This window comes from Rhodococcus sp. IEGM 1241, assembly GCF_033142365.1.
Classification (GTDB): Bacteria; Actinomycetota; Actinomycetes; order Mycobacteriales; family Mycobacteriaceae; genus Rhodococcus_F; species Rhodococcus_F erythropolis.
On sequence record NZ_JAWLSE010000005.1, the window covers coordinates 1 to 14,933 of the forward strand.

Consider the following 14,933-nt stretch of genomic DNA (forward strand, 5'->3'; position numbering starts at 1 on the left):
CTACGCTACTGAGCAGGGTGAGCAGGCCTTGGTTGAAATCAAATAGCCAGAGCCTCCATCAGACCCAGGGCGATTCACCCCTCATATTCGGCCAGCTGTAGCGTGAGCGCTAGCCGAATTGATAGTTCTGGTCGAAAGTTGCCGAGATGGACCTGAGTGACGCCGGACTTCCTTCCGTCGCCATATACGGGCACGACGAGCTCACGAAACGCTCGAGATTGGTCGGGAACATCCAGAAGGGTGATTTCAGCCATGGTGCAGCACATTCATGACCCTCCCGATTTCGTTTCCCGGGGGAAGTCGGCGAACCTCTGAGATCGCTCTGTACTCCTCCTGGATGTTGACGTTACATATTCTCGCCAGCTGTGTAAAGATTGTAAGATGTCCGACTGTGTGATCTCGAGGGCATTCGGCATCTCCCGTTTTGGAAGGTTGGATTTGTTGAGGGGTCGTTGTTTTCGTGACTCATTTTCAGGATCCGTCTGAGGTGACCGCTGCGCACTCAGGCGTAAGGTCCACACCTGCGAAGTAGATATTTGTATCTATCTGGCATTCTTCGATCGCTCAGGGGCTGTTTGATATGCCGCCTAACGGTGCTTCCCGCCGAGTTCATCATCATTTCCGCTCGGTGCTTGATGACGGTATCCGGCCCGCTTGTCGGACCGGATACCGTCAGGTCCGCGCACACCCAGGTCCGCGCACACCCAGGTCCGGGGGGCAGCTATGTCATGACTGAGCGCGCTCGCGAGCTGGCATGCTCGAAAATTCTGCCGCGCTCGTTTCGCGTCGACTCTTGTCGCGCCACAGTAGGTAGACCAGAACTGCGGTGGTCAGAGTTGGGATGATCATGAGTCGGAAGAGCGACTCAGGCGACCATGATCGGTCGATCAGCATGCCGATGCCGATCGGCATGAGGATCATTCCGATTCGGCTGACGCCGATACCGAGACCCATTGCTGCCGAGCGATTTTCCGGACCGAATAGTTCGGGGACGAGTGCATAGAGGCCGATACTGATTGCGCACTGGACCAATCCGAGGGCAGGGGCAACGACCAATGCGAGAAGTAGATTCGTCGACACCAAGGAGAAGATGCCGAGTAGCACAGCGGAGGTCAGTGTGAACACAGTGATGAGCCGGAACAGGGATATCCGAGTGGACAGAACCGCCACGACGATACCGGATGTTGCTGCGCCCAAAGAGAGGAGGAGAACTCCGCTGATACCACTGTCTGTGGACATCCCCGCCATTACCAACAGCTTCGGTAGCCACATCGTGCTGAAGTAGTAGGTCACCACGATCATGACGAATAGCAGGATGACCACTATCATCTGCCAGGATCGAATTTCGAAACCTGTTGTGGAGTTGTCTTTCTCGACCGCGTTGGCAGTACCGTTGCTCACGGAGGAAGTATGGGGATCGATGCCCATGCGGACGAGTAAGTCGTCGAGTTGTAGGCGGGACCGGTTGGTGTTTTTGGTCTCGAGAAAGTCGGGAGTGTTGGGAATGCCGACGACGACCAGTGCACAGGCGATGCCGGTGATGACTGCGCCAAGGGCGAACGCACCTTCCCATCCGCTACGAGACATCAGAACTGCTGCGCCGGCACCTCCAATGGCGCTGCCCAGTGGCAGTCCGATGGACAGCACTCCGATGGCGGCCGTTCGACGATGGGTGGGTGCGAACTCACTGACTGTGATCGTGAGAAGGGGGAGCATTCCACCGATTCCGATGCCGGCGAGCATCCGGAACGCCGATAGCTGGAAGATATCGCCGGCAATTGCTGAAAAGCCGGTAAACACAGTGATGAGAGCTAGAGACACGATCATCAGTATTCGTCTGCCGAAGCGATCGGACATGGGGGCCAATCCCATTGCACCGATGGCCATTCCGATCGGTCCCATGGCAAGGAGGATCCCGGTGTCTGTTCCGGTCAGGTTCCAATCGTCGGCCAACGGTACGACTGCCAGCGACATCGACAGTAGGTCATAGCCTTCGGCCATGTTCGCAAAGATGCAGATTACGAGTACTCGGATCTGTAGCCGACTGACTGGTGCTGCATCGATCAATTGTCGGGCATCGGTCATGCGTGGTCCTCTTGGTGGAAGTGGCAGAAAGGGGGGCCGGGCTACCGGTGTCGGGGTGGGGAGTCGACGTGGATGGTCCTACCGAAATGCTTGGATTTCAATCGCTGACTGCTCGCTCTTGAACCGCGATGCGACGCGAGAAATGTGTGGACGGCATTGAGGTTCCACGTCAATTGAATACTAATGTGCCTCAATGTATTTCGAGGGAGTTTTGGGAGATTCTGCCAGCGGTGCTGCGTGGAGGCTGCACGTACTGGTTCTGCGCACGAAATGTGCGATCCGGGGCTGGTGTGCTACCTAAGATACGCGAAGACCGTTGCCCGCCTGTGATTCTTGCGGTAGGCAACGGTCTTCGTGCGATCGGAAGGGTACCTCTACATGCTTGCCGGACTGAGATTGGACTCGTTGCTGGTGGTCTCGAAATCGTCGAGATCAGGCCGGTGCATCATTTGGAAATAGTCGACCAGCCGCCATGGCATCACGGTTCGGATCGATCCGAATGCATTGCGGTAGTACGGATTCATTCCTGGGTGTGTCCACACCAGGTTCTCATGTTCGGCGTCGACCCGGGCGAGGTAGCGTTCGAATGGTGCGGGTTTGACCTCGATAGTGGCCAGGTCGCGCACCAATGCCTCTGCCATAAGCGCCACGGCATAGCGCGACTGCACTTCCGAGGTGAAGAATGCACTCCCGCCGTGTCCGAGACCTGTTGTGGGGCCTTGCAATATGAACATGTTGGGGAATCCGGGAACAGTCACACCGAGATGGGCACCAGTTCCCCGCGTCCATGCTTCCGCGAGCGTCGTGTTCTCGCGCCCAATGATGTCGAGTTGGGCGGCGTTCTTCGAGACGTCGTATCCCGTGGCAAGCACGATCACGTCCGCACTGACCAGTTCCCCGCTGTGGAGCCGGATTCCTCCTGATTCGATCTGCTCGATTGCCCCGGTCTCCAGCCGGACCTGGGGCTTGGTGAGCATCTTGTACCAGCCGTTGTCGAGGAGTATTCGCTTGCCGTATGGCGGGTAGTCAGGAACGCATTTGTCGATCAGGTCCTCGCGTCCGGACAGTTGCTCGTGGATGTGTTCGGTCATCTCCTCGCGGTGGCGATCGTTGATCCGATTGAGAGACCGCTCGGGATGTGGCCAGTCAGGGTCCTTGCGCAGAGTCGGCAGCAATCCATCGCCGTAACGCCAGATCATGATGAAGCGGTACCAACTCGAGTAGTACCGCTCTTGTGTCAGCAGCGCCTGGGCGTCCTCGTTTATCAGCTCGTGAAACCGGGGAATGGGGCGAATCCATTGGGGAGTGCGCTGCAGGACGGTGAGTTCGGATACTTGGTCGGCGATCGTGGGCGCGATCTGCATGCAGGACGCACCGGTGCCGACGATGGCCACCGACTTCCCGGAGACATCCAGGTCTTCCGGCCACTGGGCGGCGTGGAAGATGGGCCCGTCGAATTTACTGACACCCGCGATATTCGGAGTCTGGGGCGCGCCGAAGGGGCCGATCGCCGTGACGAGATACCTGGCCTCGATGGTCTGCTGGTTCCCGTCGTGATCGACGAGGACGCGCCAAGTGCTGGTGTCCTGTTGCCATGTGGCAGAGACGAAACTCGTGTTGAACTGGATGCGCTCGCGCACCGCGAACTCGTCGGCACAGGTTTCGAGGTACTCCTGGATTTCGCTTCGTGCAGAGAAGAAGCGGGGCCACGGGTAACGCGGGCCGAAGGAGTATGAGTACGAGTGATTCGGTGTGTCGACACCGCATCCGGGGTAGGCGGTCGATCGCCAGGTTCCGCCAACTCCCGATTGTCGTTCGATCACCAGATGGTCGATCCCGATATCCGCCAGCATCGCGGATATCGCAATCCCGCTCTCGCCGGCTCCGACCACAAGGACGGGTAGCAGTCCGTCAGGAGATACCGTTGCTCTCTCTGAACCGGTGGGATCCGGGATGCCGGTGAGTGGAGATTCGAATCCGATCTGCTCACGAATCATCGTCGCGTACTCGGCGGGGACACGACGTCCGATCGCGACACTCATCATCTCGGTCAGTAGTTCGTCATCCGGGGAGGTGAGGACAGGTTCAGCTGACCCGCTCAGGATCTGCAGCGCCATATCGCGCAGCTCTTGCTGTACGTCATCCTCCAAGCCGGCGTCTTCAGGAGCGATCAGCCGCACATCATTGACGGGTCGGAACCGAGGGCTCAGCCAATAACGATCCCCGGTGTGGTGGAAGACCATCATCAACAGGGCACGTAGGTCGGCTGCCGCCACCGCGCGGCGCGCGGAGTCTGAATCGAGTGTAAATCTTTGTGCTTGAGGGGGATCCGTGATCCGGGTTGTCACGAGCGTGCTCCTCTGCCTTCGTTGCCGACCAGATTGAACTGGCCGAGTCCTACGCCTCCGTCGATACCGATTTCCTGCCCGGTGATGTATCCGCTCGCGTCCGCAGCAAGGAATCCGATCAGGTCGGCGACCTCGGAGGGCTGGCAGAGCCGGCCCGTGGGTATCGTTCGAAGCAGAGCTGAGCGGTCCGATTCCCGAAGCGCCGCGGTTCCAGGGGTTTCGACGAACCCAGGCTGCACACAGTTCGCGGTGATGCCGTAGGCGACATTCTCGATGGCGACGGTACGGATCGCGCCCTGAAGTCCGGCTTTGGACGCAGCGTACGCAACTTTTCCGGCGAGACCGGTTTTCGCCGCCATGCTGGAAACTGCGATGATTCGCCCATAGCGGCGTTCACGCATGCCCGGTAGGCACGCCTGAACGACGCGGAAGGCACCCGTCAAGTTGACATCGATGTCGCGGTTCCATTTCTCCCTCGACATCGAATGTGCGGGAGCGATCGTGTCGACGATCCCAGCGTTGCTGACGCAAACGTCGACATCGCCGAAGATATCTTCGGGCAGTGGGTCATTCGCCACGTCGAGAATGACGTCGGCCGGTGGGTTGATATCTACCGTGACCACCTTGAATCCGATATCACGCAGTCGATCGACAATGGCGCGGCCGATCCCGCCCTCGGAACCTGTGACGAGTGCAACTCGTTGGCTCATATTCACCTCTCTTGGAACAGACGTCGCGTATCCCGGGCGGTTTGCGCGCCGGGTTCTAGGGAATCAGACCATGTTGTGTAAAAAAATACTAGTGGGAATATTTACAGGACATGGGGTATTGCGTTGTTGCGGATGAAGAGTTAGCGTAGGGCGCGTCATTGTGAAGAGGATCACTTTGCCGGCTCCAGTCGGCTCCTGACCATTGATGAATCCAAGCTCCCCAGCTATGTGAAACCCATTCACGGAACGTGGATCACGGGAAGTCGACTGTGTCGAGACCCCGAATTCCGACCGATAGCTCTATCACCGTCGAAAGGCTGAATAGTCGATGACCCGCACACAGGAACTGGAAGCGCTGCTCGAGTTCGATTTCGCAAACGCGGTCGATGCGCTTGACCACTTTGCGCGCGCCACCCCAGATCGCCTCGCTGTCCTGTACGGCGAGACCGGAGAGCGTTTCACCTTCGGAAAGTTCAGCCAATTGACTGACAATTTCGCAGGAAATCTCGAGAAGATCGGGATCAACCCCGGTGATCACGTTGGGGTTCTATCGATGAACCCCATGGTTTCGGTGATCGCCATGTACGGCGCCTGGAAGGCAGGGGCGGTCTACGCGCCGGCGAACTATCAGTACGCCGGCGATCTGCTCGCCTATCAGTTGAGCGATTCTCGGCCGGCCGTACTCATTGTCGATGAGGCGCTGTACGGGGAGGTGGAGCGAATCGCCGACCGGTTGTCGTCGTCACCACGGATCGTCCGCGCCGAAGGTTTGCAAGCAGGCGAGTTCGCGCAGATGCTCGAGGCCGCGCGGCGACCGCAAGTCCGGGTCGAGTTTGATGATTCGGCGAGCATCATCTACACCTCAGGTACAACCGGACCATCCAAAGGTGTTGTCCAATCGCACCGTTGGCTGAACGTGTACACCTGGATGGGGCGGCGCCTCCTGACTGCCGACGACGTGGTGTACAACGACCTGCCGATGTACCACATCGCGGGAGCGCATATCACCTTTGTACGGGCACTGTGGGCGGGTGCTTCGGTCAGCTTGTGGAACCGGTTCAGTCCCAACGATTTCTGGCACAGGATCAATGAGACTGGCTGCACCACTGCAGTGCTGTTGGACGTGATGATCGCATGGCTGGTCAATGCTGCTCCGTCCGATGCGGATCGCCATAACCCTCTTAACAAGGTTCACCTCCAGCCGTTGCCGGTCAACCACCACGAGTTTGCGACACGGTTCGGCATCGACTTCACTACGTCGGGTTTCGGTCAGTCGGAATCCGGGCTGAGTGTCATTGCACTCTCGGAGCAGTTGCCTGCCGGTGAGGGAACACCGTCGACGCTCTACCGGGGGTTGACCCACGATCAGATACGAGACATGTTCATCAGCAATGGATTGCCGGTGTACCAAGGCGCTGATGAGATACCGAAGGGCACGATGGGTAGAGAACTGCCATTTTCCGAGGTGACCGTTCTCGACGAGCAAGATCGCGAGTGCCCGCCGGGTGAGGTAGGTCAGCTCGCCATCCGGCCCCGCATCGCCGACGCATTGTTCAAGGAGTATCTGGGCAAGCCGGAGGCAACTGTGCGTGCCTGGCGAAATCTGTGGTTCCATACGGGGGATGCTGCAACCCGTGATGCCGATGGCACATTCTATTTCGTCGATCGCATCGGCGACCGACTGCGCGTCAGAGGCGAGAACATCTCGAGCTTCCATATCGAGGAGTTGCTGATCAAGCACCCCAAGATTCAATTGGCAGCAGTGGTTGCGGTTCCTCCCGCCGAGGGCGATGAAGACGATGTCGTCGCGTTCGTCGAGATGGTGGAAGGCGCCGAGTTCGACGTAGATGAGATCCGCGAGCACTGTTCGAACACAATGCCCAAGTTTATGAGGCCGAGGGAATTCGTTGCTGTGGAACAGATTCCACGGACAGCAACCAACAAGATCGAGAAGTACAAGTTGCGAGATGCGTTCTTGAAAGGTGCGTCAGTGTGAGGATCGCCGGAAAATTTTGCGCTACGCCGTACGAAGCACTGTGAGGAGAGCTCGTGTTCAACATTGGAGTTGATATCGTCGACCGGATCGATGTCGAATTGCTTCGTGACGGCGATGAGCCATTGGTGGACTTCATGATCGAGGCGGCAGAGAGCTGACGATGAATACTGTGACGACAAACATTGCGACATTGATCGGCGCGTCGTGTCGCGAGAACAGCGAGCGAATTGCGTTGGGCGATGCGCAGTGTTCGCTGACCTACCGTGAGCTCGAAGAGCGAATCGTTTCTGCGGCAGCTGATCTGGTACGGCGCGGCGTCAAGCCAAACGATCCGGTCGCATTGTTGATGCTCAACGGAGTTGACTACAGCGTGGCCTACTTCGCAGTTCAGACAGTCGGTGGCATCGCAGTGCTGGTGAATGCGCGACTGGCCGCACCGGAGATCGAGCATGTCCTCGAGGACAGCGGTGCGCGAATCCTGGTGACCGAGAGTCAATTATTGGACCGGGTGCCGTCGCGAATTGCATCGAGCGTTGTGACCGTTGCCGAACTACGTGGATCGCCGACCCAGGACGGGTATATCGGCGATTGGGCAGGGGCGGAGCGAACGGCCGGCGATGTGGCAAACATTCTCTATACTTCGGGAACCACGGGCCGACCGAAGGGCGCGATGCAGACACATGCGAACCTGCTCGCGAACTGCGAGACGTCGCGAAGAGAGTTTGTCATCGGCGCCGAGGACACCGCACTCGTGGTCGCGCCACTGTTTCACGCCACCGCGATCAACTCTCAGCTGATCCCGTTCGTGGCGTCCGGGGCGACCTGCGTGCTGGTTCCGGCATTCGACCGTTCGACTGCAATCGCCACGCTGCGCGATCACCGCGTGACGGTGTTCGCCGGTGTGGCCGCGATGGTCGAATTGTTGGCACTCGATGATGCATTCGTCGAGGCCACGGTGCCAGATCTCCGAGCGGTCATTCTCGGTGGTTCACCAGTCGGTCCTTCTACGCTGGAAGTGCTGCGGAGACGTTTTCCGAGCGTAGGCGTCGCGAACGTCTGGGGGATGACAGAGGCGACATCAATTGTAACCGTCGGCCATCGCGATGACCTGTTCGAACGACCTTGGACCGCAGGGAAAGTCGTCGATGGAACCGATCTGCGAGTCCTGGTTGACGGCGAATTCGTCGTTGATCCGGACGTTGTTGGTGAACTAGTCGTGCGGGGGCCGAACGTCACAGCCGGTTATTGGAAAAATCCCACGGCCACCGCCGAGACGTTCGTCAATGGCTGGCTGCATACCGGAGACATCGGTCGAATTGATCCCGAGGGCTTCGTCGAGGTACTGGATCGATTGAAGGACATGATTATTCGAGGTGGTGAGAATGTGTACTCGGTCGAGGTCGAGGCCGTACTGGTCGCTCATCCGGGGGTCGCCGAGGTCGCTGTCATCGGCGTACCGGACTCTGTGTTCGGGGAACGCGTGTGTGCTGTCGTAGCGCGGGCCGCGGGCTCGAATGTCTCGGCGGAGCAACTGCGCGAGCATGCCTCTCGCGATCTGGCCGACTACAAAGTTCCTGACGAAGTCCGGTTCGTCGAGGCTCTGCCTCGCAATGCATCCGGAAAGGTGCTCAAGCGCCGGATCGGTGAGGCGATCCCTGCAGGAACGTAGAGCTGGAGCCTCAGCGGTTTGATCGGCGAAACTTGCCGGATGCGAGGTTCTCGGGCAGAACACAGTTTGTGCCTTGTTCGCAGCGGAAGCGGTGGTAAATGCTGACCCAGGTCACTCGTAGCTCAGATTGCGGTGTCCGGTGGCGCAGTCGCGGCACCGGACACACGCCGACTAACGCGATCAGTCGGCGGCGATGATCGGTCGATCACATGGCGAGGCTTTAGACGGGAACAATCAAGCAACTGCTGCTCGCGGTGGCGAGGACGGTTCCGCTGGAGTCCTGGACCTCGGCTTCGGCAAATGCAATTCTCTTGCCGGGCTTGGTGACCCGCCCGCGGGCGAAAATCTCGCCTTTGCCGGCGTGGATGGGCCGCAAGAAGTTGACCTTGATCTCGATTGAGCTGTAGCCGAGTCCGATCGGAAGCGTGGAATGGACCGCGCAACCGGCCGCAGAGTCGAGCAGAGTGCACGCCAAGCCTCCATGGACCATCCCGATCGGGTTGTAGACCGACTCGTCTGGCTCGCATGCGAAGACGACATCTCCGACGTCAACGGCGATGAGTCGTGCGTTGATAAGTTCGCAGATCGGTGCCCCGGCGGTCTCGCCTCTCATCCATGCTGTGAGGAACTCCAGGCCTGAACGTTCGTGCCCGGCGGCCGCTGTTGCATGAGGATTGTGCCAGGAAACCGTCTTGGTTCGGAGTTCGCCGGCGTCTGAAATCGCCTCATTGTGTTTGGTTGTCATGCCTCGGACCGTAGCATGCTGAATCCGTAATCCGGACTCAGGGTTATGATGAGCTAATGGCACGTGAATGTTCTGTCGCAGCAGCCTTAACCGTGGTCGGCGAGCAGTGGTCGCTACTCATCCTCCGCGAGGTCTTCCTCGGTGTGCGTCGCTTCGACGGCATTATGGAAACCACGGGGGTCTCACGGACGATTCTCACGAGTCGGCTTCGAAGCCTGGTCGCGGCCGGCGTGCTGGAGCGCATCGACTACCATGAAGCGGGTTCACGAACCCGTCAGGAGTACCGCCTCACGCCAGCCGGTCGTGAACTGCAGCCGGTATTAACTGCGCTTATGCAGTGGGGTGACAGGTATCTCGTCAGTCCAGCCGGCCCGCCATTGACGGTGTTCCACGCCGACTGCGGTGCTACAGTGCGCGCCACCCTACGATGCGAGCAGGGACACGTACTTCCCGACACCGGACATGCGCTGAACGTGCGACACAACCGATGACAACGGTGCGTCTCGGGTGCCGCAGTGGTCGAACGGACCAGTTGCTCGACCGCTGTCAGGTAAGGGATCAGCCTCGCCGTAGTTATGTACGCGTCGTGAAATACGTTCGTCGACAAGCATGAACTCGACGACACTCTCGATATCCTTGCTGCAATGATAGTTACCCGTGAATTGATGGTCGCAGTGGCGGGGAGTGTCCAAGATGTGGCTGCTGCCTCCACAGCATTGGCAATGCCGGTGTCGACGCTGCTCTGCCCAGACTTTGTTGGTGATTGCGGCACAAGGATTTTCGCTTATCCATCAGGGGCGACGAGTATCGCCTAGTCGCGGTGAACAACGCGACGGCCGCTCAACGCGGCAGGACTCATCGTTGACGCGGCCGTGACTCCGGCAGTCGGCTATGCAACGGCTTTCCAAATTTTCGGGATCGTCGCTGTCGTGGCTGCCTTGATCGCATTGGCCACAATCAATCCGACACGAGATGCAGTACGCGTCAACGGCAAAACGCATATCGCTAGTTGAGGGTCAAACCGCTGGTTGTCACTTTCGCGGGCTGGTCATGTGGCAACGTGGACTCATCCGGAATTGGTGGACACGGCGATGGACAGGTTTGTGCCAGCGCTTCGCGAGATATGAGTCGAGAGGGCGAATTCGGTGCAGTCTTTGCCCTGGAATACTCAGCGGAACTGCGGTATGTCTAAAGGTCGGTCGCCCGGATGTGGTCGTGTCAACCGACCACATCCGGGCGAAGGCTTTTGTTAGGCGTGTCGTTCGAACACGGCTGTCGATGCATATGGTTTCGATGCCAGAGCGACCTTCGCCTCGATCCATTTCGGCCTCTTGCGTGGCGGTGTGCGTCAGCCCTCAGGGCGTGAATCCAAGAAATTTCGTGTGCGGCTGCATACGGACCTATCCACCGCAACCTACGGCACCGTAGGTTACGGTGGAGGTGAAACCTACGGTGCCGTAGGTTGGGGCGAAGTCGCGCATTCACTCAACATGGAGGCAAGAAATGACGAGGATTCTGACGCAGCTGGAGCTGCTACAAGAGCTGCAGCCGGTTGCCGAGGAGAACGTCAACCGCCACATCTCCATGGCCAAGGAATGGCATCCACACGACTACGTTCCGTGGGACGAGGGTCGTAACTTCGCAGCCATGGGCGGCGAAGACTGGAGTCTCGAGCAGTCACAGCTCGGCGAGGTAGCTCGCGCCGCGATGATCACCAACCTGCTCACCGAGGACAACCTGCCCTCGTACCACCGCGAGATCGCCGAGAACTTTTCGCAGGACGGCGCCTGGGGAACGTGGGTCGGCCGGTGGACCGCCGAGGAGAACCGTCACGGCATCGTGATGCGTGACTACCTCGTCGTCACTCGCGCAGTCGACCCCGTCGAGCTCGAGCGCTTCCGCATGGAACACATGACAAACGGTTACAGCGCGCCCATCGACGAGGGCGACGCCGGCCTGCTGCACTCGGTCGCCTACGTGACCTTCCAGGAACTCGCGACGCGCGTCAGCCACCGCAACACCGGCAAGGCTTGCGACGAGCCGATTGCCGACAAGATGCTTCAGCGCATCGCCGCTGATGAGAACCTGCACATGATCTTCTACCGCAACATCTGCGCCGCCGCGCTCGATCTTGCTCCCGATCAGGCGCTCAAGGCTGTGGCGAACATCGTCCAGAACTTCCAGATGCCGGGCGCCGGCATGCCGAACTTCCGTCGTAACGGCGCTCTCATGGCCAAGCACGGCATCTACGACCTTCGCCAGCACCTCGACGAGGTCGTCTGGCCCGTCTTGCGCAAGTGGAACATCTTCGAGCGCAACGATTTCAGTGCCGAAGGCGAGAACACGCGCGAAGAGTTGGCGGCCTTCCTCGAGACCCTCGCCGCCAACGCGACGAAGTTCGAGGAACAGCGCGATCGCATGCTCGCACGCGAAGCCGCCAAGCGCGAACAGCAGGCCTCTTAGGGCATGTCTCATGAGGACGAATGGACTTGTGGGCGTGCTGTGGCATCTCAAGTGAGCAGCTGTTGCGGTTGGTTCCGGATGCGGTGTGTGAGATTTCCATCAAACCTATGGCGGTGACCCGGCGTCGCGATCGGTGCGTGATAGTACGAAAAAGGTCCGACGACGTGAGCGTGATGACGCTGGTGAACATTCAGCGCATCGGCGCACCCAACGCAGCGCGCCGACGGTGACCTTGCGCGGCAACCTGGAGACTCGTCCGGGATGCGCAGGATGCAATCTGACTGCGCACCAAGAGAACCCAAGAACTGCGCTCGGTCCCGGATTCGTACGACCATGATCTCAACGTGTTCGCCCGCACTGGTCACACGAACCTGGAAATGGAGGACACCAGCCCGATGCGCGTGATCGCATACACACCTGCTCAGGGTGCGCGCTTGACACAGTCCGCATCGTTGCCGCTTTGCGGTGGGCGGGTAAGCAACGTCGCCACGAGGCCGCCGCGACTTGGATGTAGAACGCGCTTGTCCCTCCATAGCTGCGACAAGCGTTCTTGATGGAGCAGGTGATGGGGAGCCAGGATAGCGCCTTGTCGACGCCCCGGACCAAGAATTTGTCGATGCAGATAACCTCAATGAGCCTGCGGCCGAGGCATATCGGAATCATCTTGGTCACGCAGTCAGCGGCGGCGTGAAATCATCGATGGCGGCGGCGAGCTGATCGACCGCATCAGTTCTGTTCTCCAATCACCGGTCTGCCAGCCGTCGTCGGCCCCTGGGAATCCTGTTCGCAGCCTTGGCAACCCGACGGGCTCTGCAGTCGTCGCATGTGTGAACGGCGCGATTATGCGACGAGCAGGGCAGGAGATGATGTTCGAGCAATGTTCGCTACGCACTCGTCATCGTGATGAACGGAAGTTTTTTTTGTGTCGCAGGACTCCATGGTCGGGCACCTATCCGGCGGCCAAAGCATTGATCCGGACCAGATCTCCGTAATTGCAGATCCAGACCAGCATAGCGCGGTATCCGCTTCGAGTTCGGGGGGCTTTGTGAGCTCGGAGACGGTGTCATCGTTATAGATGACTGCTACGACGTGCAACTTTTGTGAGGTCACCAAATCTCCGGGAGGTACCGTGATTTGCTGCCGTCCACACGTGGGGGGGCGGGCACGCCGATGATCCCACCTTGCTTGGCTCGAATCATCATTTCCGGGTGTGGGCCATGCCGGATCTCGGGCAGGGTTCCCGCCGCCTGTTCCCGACCTGAACTCCGAAACAACCAGCCGGTGAACGTGACTCAGTCCGATCAGGACACAGCGGCGACCTGCTGTCGATTCGACGAGCGGGCGAACTCTGGCCGCGAGATGCTCCTGTGTAGCCGGACGGTACTCCGGTCTTTCAATCCTGCCGATTGCATTGATTCCTGCACATGAACTTGGCCAGTAATCTTGGCCGTCGCCCCACTTCGAAACCAAGACAGGAGTCTCGTGTGTCGTCATCGCCGACCACCGACGCTATAACTAATTTTCCGAACAAAGAATCGTCAGCAAGACGCCGAAAGCTGAAATTCGGCATGATCGTCTCGGGCGTCGGGGGAGGCGGTGGTGGGTCCGGCACGGAGTTGTGGCGTCTTCCTGACGTCCCTACTAACGCGAGTACCAATATCGACTGGTACATCCAGCAGGCACAGGAAGCCGAAGAGGCTCTCTTCGATTTCGTATTCGCAACAGACAGTCAGTACGTTGAGCCAACCTTCACTCAGCATCATCTTAATCGGCTCGAACCGCTGTCTATGCTCGCTGCCGTTGCCACCCACACTCGGCATATCGGGCTGGCAGCTACGGTTAGCACGTCGTATTCCGAGCCTTTCGACGTTGCCAGGCGATTCGCGTCCCTTGACCTCATCAGCGGCGGCCGTGCGGCTTGGAATATCGTCACCAGCTACGACACAGGTACCGCCGGCAACTTCAGTCGCACAGGCCATGGCGATTACCCCGACCGATACCGCCGAGGATCCGAGGCGGTTAAGGTGGTGCAGGGTTTGTGGAATTCCTACGAGGACGGGGCGTTTGCGACGTCGAAGTCCGCCGACAGCTACCTCGATCCGGAGAAGATTCATCGTCTCGATCATCGCGGTGAATTCTTCGCGGTCACCGGTCCGCTGAATGTGCAACGGTCCCGGCAGGGGCAACCCGTGCTGATCCAGGCGGGGACCTCCGAGGACGGCCGAGAACTGAACGCTCAGGTCGCCGACGTTGTATTCAGCTTTGCCCGGAGCGTCGAGTGGGCAGCGGATTTCGCGAACGATGTGCGGCGTCGTGCGCAACTGCACGGCCGTAATCCAGACGACCTCATCTTCATCCCCGCACTGAGCGTCCGGATTCGCGAGACCGACGAGGAAGCCCGTGCCGCCGAGACGGCGACGCTCGCCAAGCGATCAGTGCTGCGCCGACTGGACAGATTGCGACGTCAATACCCGCAGGTCGATTTCGACCAACTGGAACTCGACTCGCCGCTGCCTGAATTTGGCAGCAAGGCAGCAGTTTCCGCCGTCGAGGAGCTCTACGAAGAGGCCTACCGGAACGGTTGGACCCTGCGGCAGCTTCTAGATGCAAGCGCTTATCATCACGCGCACTTCGTCGGCTCCCCGGTGACAGTGGCCGACGAGATCGAAGCCTGGTACCGGTCCGGAGCGGTCGACGGCTTCAACATCTTTGCTGGCGAGCCGGAGGACTTCGCAGCATTCCGGACACTGGTCGTGCCTATCCTGCAGGCACGAGGAATCTACCGGACGGAGTATGAGGGCGATACTCTGCGCCAGGTCCTCGAGATCCCTGTTCCAGTCAACAGTCACACCTTAGCTGCGATCGGTTCCGGCACCGCCTGACACCGAGTATTCGAGAAATGCCGCCTGACGCCGAG

Annotated in this window: 9 protein-coding genes; 5 read left to right on the forward strand and 4 right to left on the reverse strand. The window is 59.3% G+C overall.

The features are described from left to right. Window positions 1–726 precede the first annotated feature (726 nt). The 3 genes from R4P70_RS21340 to R4P70_RS21350 all read right to left on the reverse strand — a co-directional run bounded on the left by R4P70_RS21340 (window position 727) and on the right by R4P70_RS21350 (window position 5,143). Complete coding sequence (locus R4P70_RS21340) at window positions 727–2,085, reverse strand: MFS transporter (protein WP_317831647.1); 1,359 nt, start codon at window positions 2,083–2,085, stop codon at window positions 727–729. 374 nt (window positions 2,086–2,459) lie between these two features. Further along, window positions 2,460–4,433 (reverse strand): NAD(P)/FAD-dependent oxidoreductase, encoded by a 1,974-nt coding sequence (locus tag R4P70_RS21345; protein WP_317831649.1) that lies wholly within the window; start codon window positions 4,431–4,433, stop codon window positions 2,460–2,462. Next, on the reverse strand, window positions 4,430–5,143 hold the full coding sequence (locus R4P70_RS21350) for an SDR family NAD(P)-dependent oxidoreductase (RefSeq protein ID WP_317831651.1): 714 nt from the start codon (window positions 5,141–5,143) through the stop codon (window positions 4,430–4,432). The genes R4P70_RS21345 and R4P70_RS21350 overlap by 4 nt, the downstream gene beginning before the upstream one ends. Window positions 5,144–5,471: 328 nt before the next feature. On the opposite strand from R4P70_RS21350, the gene R4P70_RS21355 reads away from it, so the two are divergent. Both R4P70_RS21355 and R4P70_RS21360 read left to right on the forward strand, forming a co-directional pair. Continuing rightward, window positions 5,472–7,139 carry a class I adenylate-forming enzyme family protein gene (locus R4P70_RS21355; protein WP_317831653.1) on the forward strand — a complete coding sequence of 556 codons (1,668 nt, stop codon included), beginning with the start codon at window positions 5,472–5,474 and terminating at the stop codon, window positions 7,137–7,139. A gap of 169 nt (window positions 7,140–7,308) precedes the next feature. Further along, window positions 7,309–8,808, forward strand: coding sequence for a class I adenylate-forming enzyme family protein (locus R4P70_RS21360; protein ID WP_317831655.1), 1,500 nt, complete (start codon window positions 7,309–7,311; stop codon window positions 8,806–8,808). A gap of 220 nt (window positions 8,809–9,028) precedes the next feature. Here the strand turns inward: R4P70_RS21360 and R4P70_RS21365 are convergent, their stop codons facing one another. Further along, on the reverse strand, window positions 9,029–9,553 hold the full coding sequence (locus R4P70_RS21365) for a PaaI family thioesterase (protein WP_317831657.1): 525 nt from the start codon (window positions 9,551–9,553) through the stop codon (window positions 9,029–9,031). 56 nt (window positions 9,554–9,609) lie between these two features. On the opposite strand from R4P70_RS21365, the gene R4P70_RS21370 reads away from it, so the two are divergent. From R4P70_RS21370 to R4P70_RS21380, 3 genes are all read left to right on the forward strand, one after another. Beyond that, window positions 9,610–10,044, forward strand: coding sequence for a helix-turn-helix domain-containing protein (locus tag R4P70_RS21370; protein WP_317831659.1), 435 nt, complete (start codon window positions 9,610–9,612; stop codon window positions 10,042–10,044). Between the two features lie 1,012 nt (window positions 10,045–11,056). Continuing rightward, window positions 11,057–12,016: an acyl-ACP desaturase gene (locus R4P70_RS21375; RefSeq protein ID WP_003940492.1), complete on the forward strand. Its 960-nt coding sequence runs from the start codon at window positions 11,057–11,059 to the stop codon at window positions 12,014–12,016. A gap of 1,568 nt (window positions 12,017–13,584) precedes the next feature. Beyond that, window positions 13,585–14,898 (forward strand): NtaA/DmoA family FMN-dependent monooxygenase, encoded by a 1,314-nt coding sequence (locus tag R4P70_RS21380; protein ID WP_317831662.1) that lies wholly within the window; start codon window positions 13,585–13,587, stop codon window positions 14,896–14,898. The last annotated feature ends 35 nt before the right edge of the window (window positions 14,899–14,933 follow it).

What these genes read in the sequence shown, in the direction of transcription:
- R4P70_RS21340 (WP_317831647.1), bottom strand. Translation starts at nt 2,085, where the DNA reads ATGACCGATGCCCGACAATTGATCGATGCAGCACCAGTCAGTCGGCTA.
- R4P70_RS21350 (WP_317831651.1), bottom strand. Translation starts at nt 5,143, where the DNA reads ATGAGCCAACGAGTTGCACTCGTCACAGGTTCCGAGGGCGGGATCGGC.
- R4P70_RS21355 (WP_317831653.1), top strand. Translation starts at nt 5,472, where the DNA reads ATGACCCGCACACAGGAACTGGAAGCGCTGCTCGAGTTCGATTTCGCA.
- R4P70_RS21365 (WP_317831657.1), bottom strand. Translation starts at nt 9,553, where the DNA reads ATGACAACCAAACACAATGAGGCGATTTCAGACGCCGGCGAACTCCGA.
- R4P70_RS21370 (WP_317831659.1), top strand. Translation starts at nt 9,610, where the DNA reads ATGGCACGTGAATGTTCTGTCGCAGCAGCCTTAACCGTGGTCGGCGAG.
- R4P70_RS21375 (WP_003940492.1), top strand. Translation starts at nt 11,057, where the DNA reads ATGACGAGGATTCTGACGCAGCTGGAGCTGCTACAAGAGCTGCAGCCG.
- R4P70_RS21380 (WP_317831662.1), top strand. Translation starts at nt 13,585, where the DNA reads ATGATCGTCTCGGGCGTCGGGGGAGGCGGTGGTGGGTCCGGCACGGAG.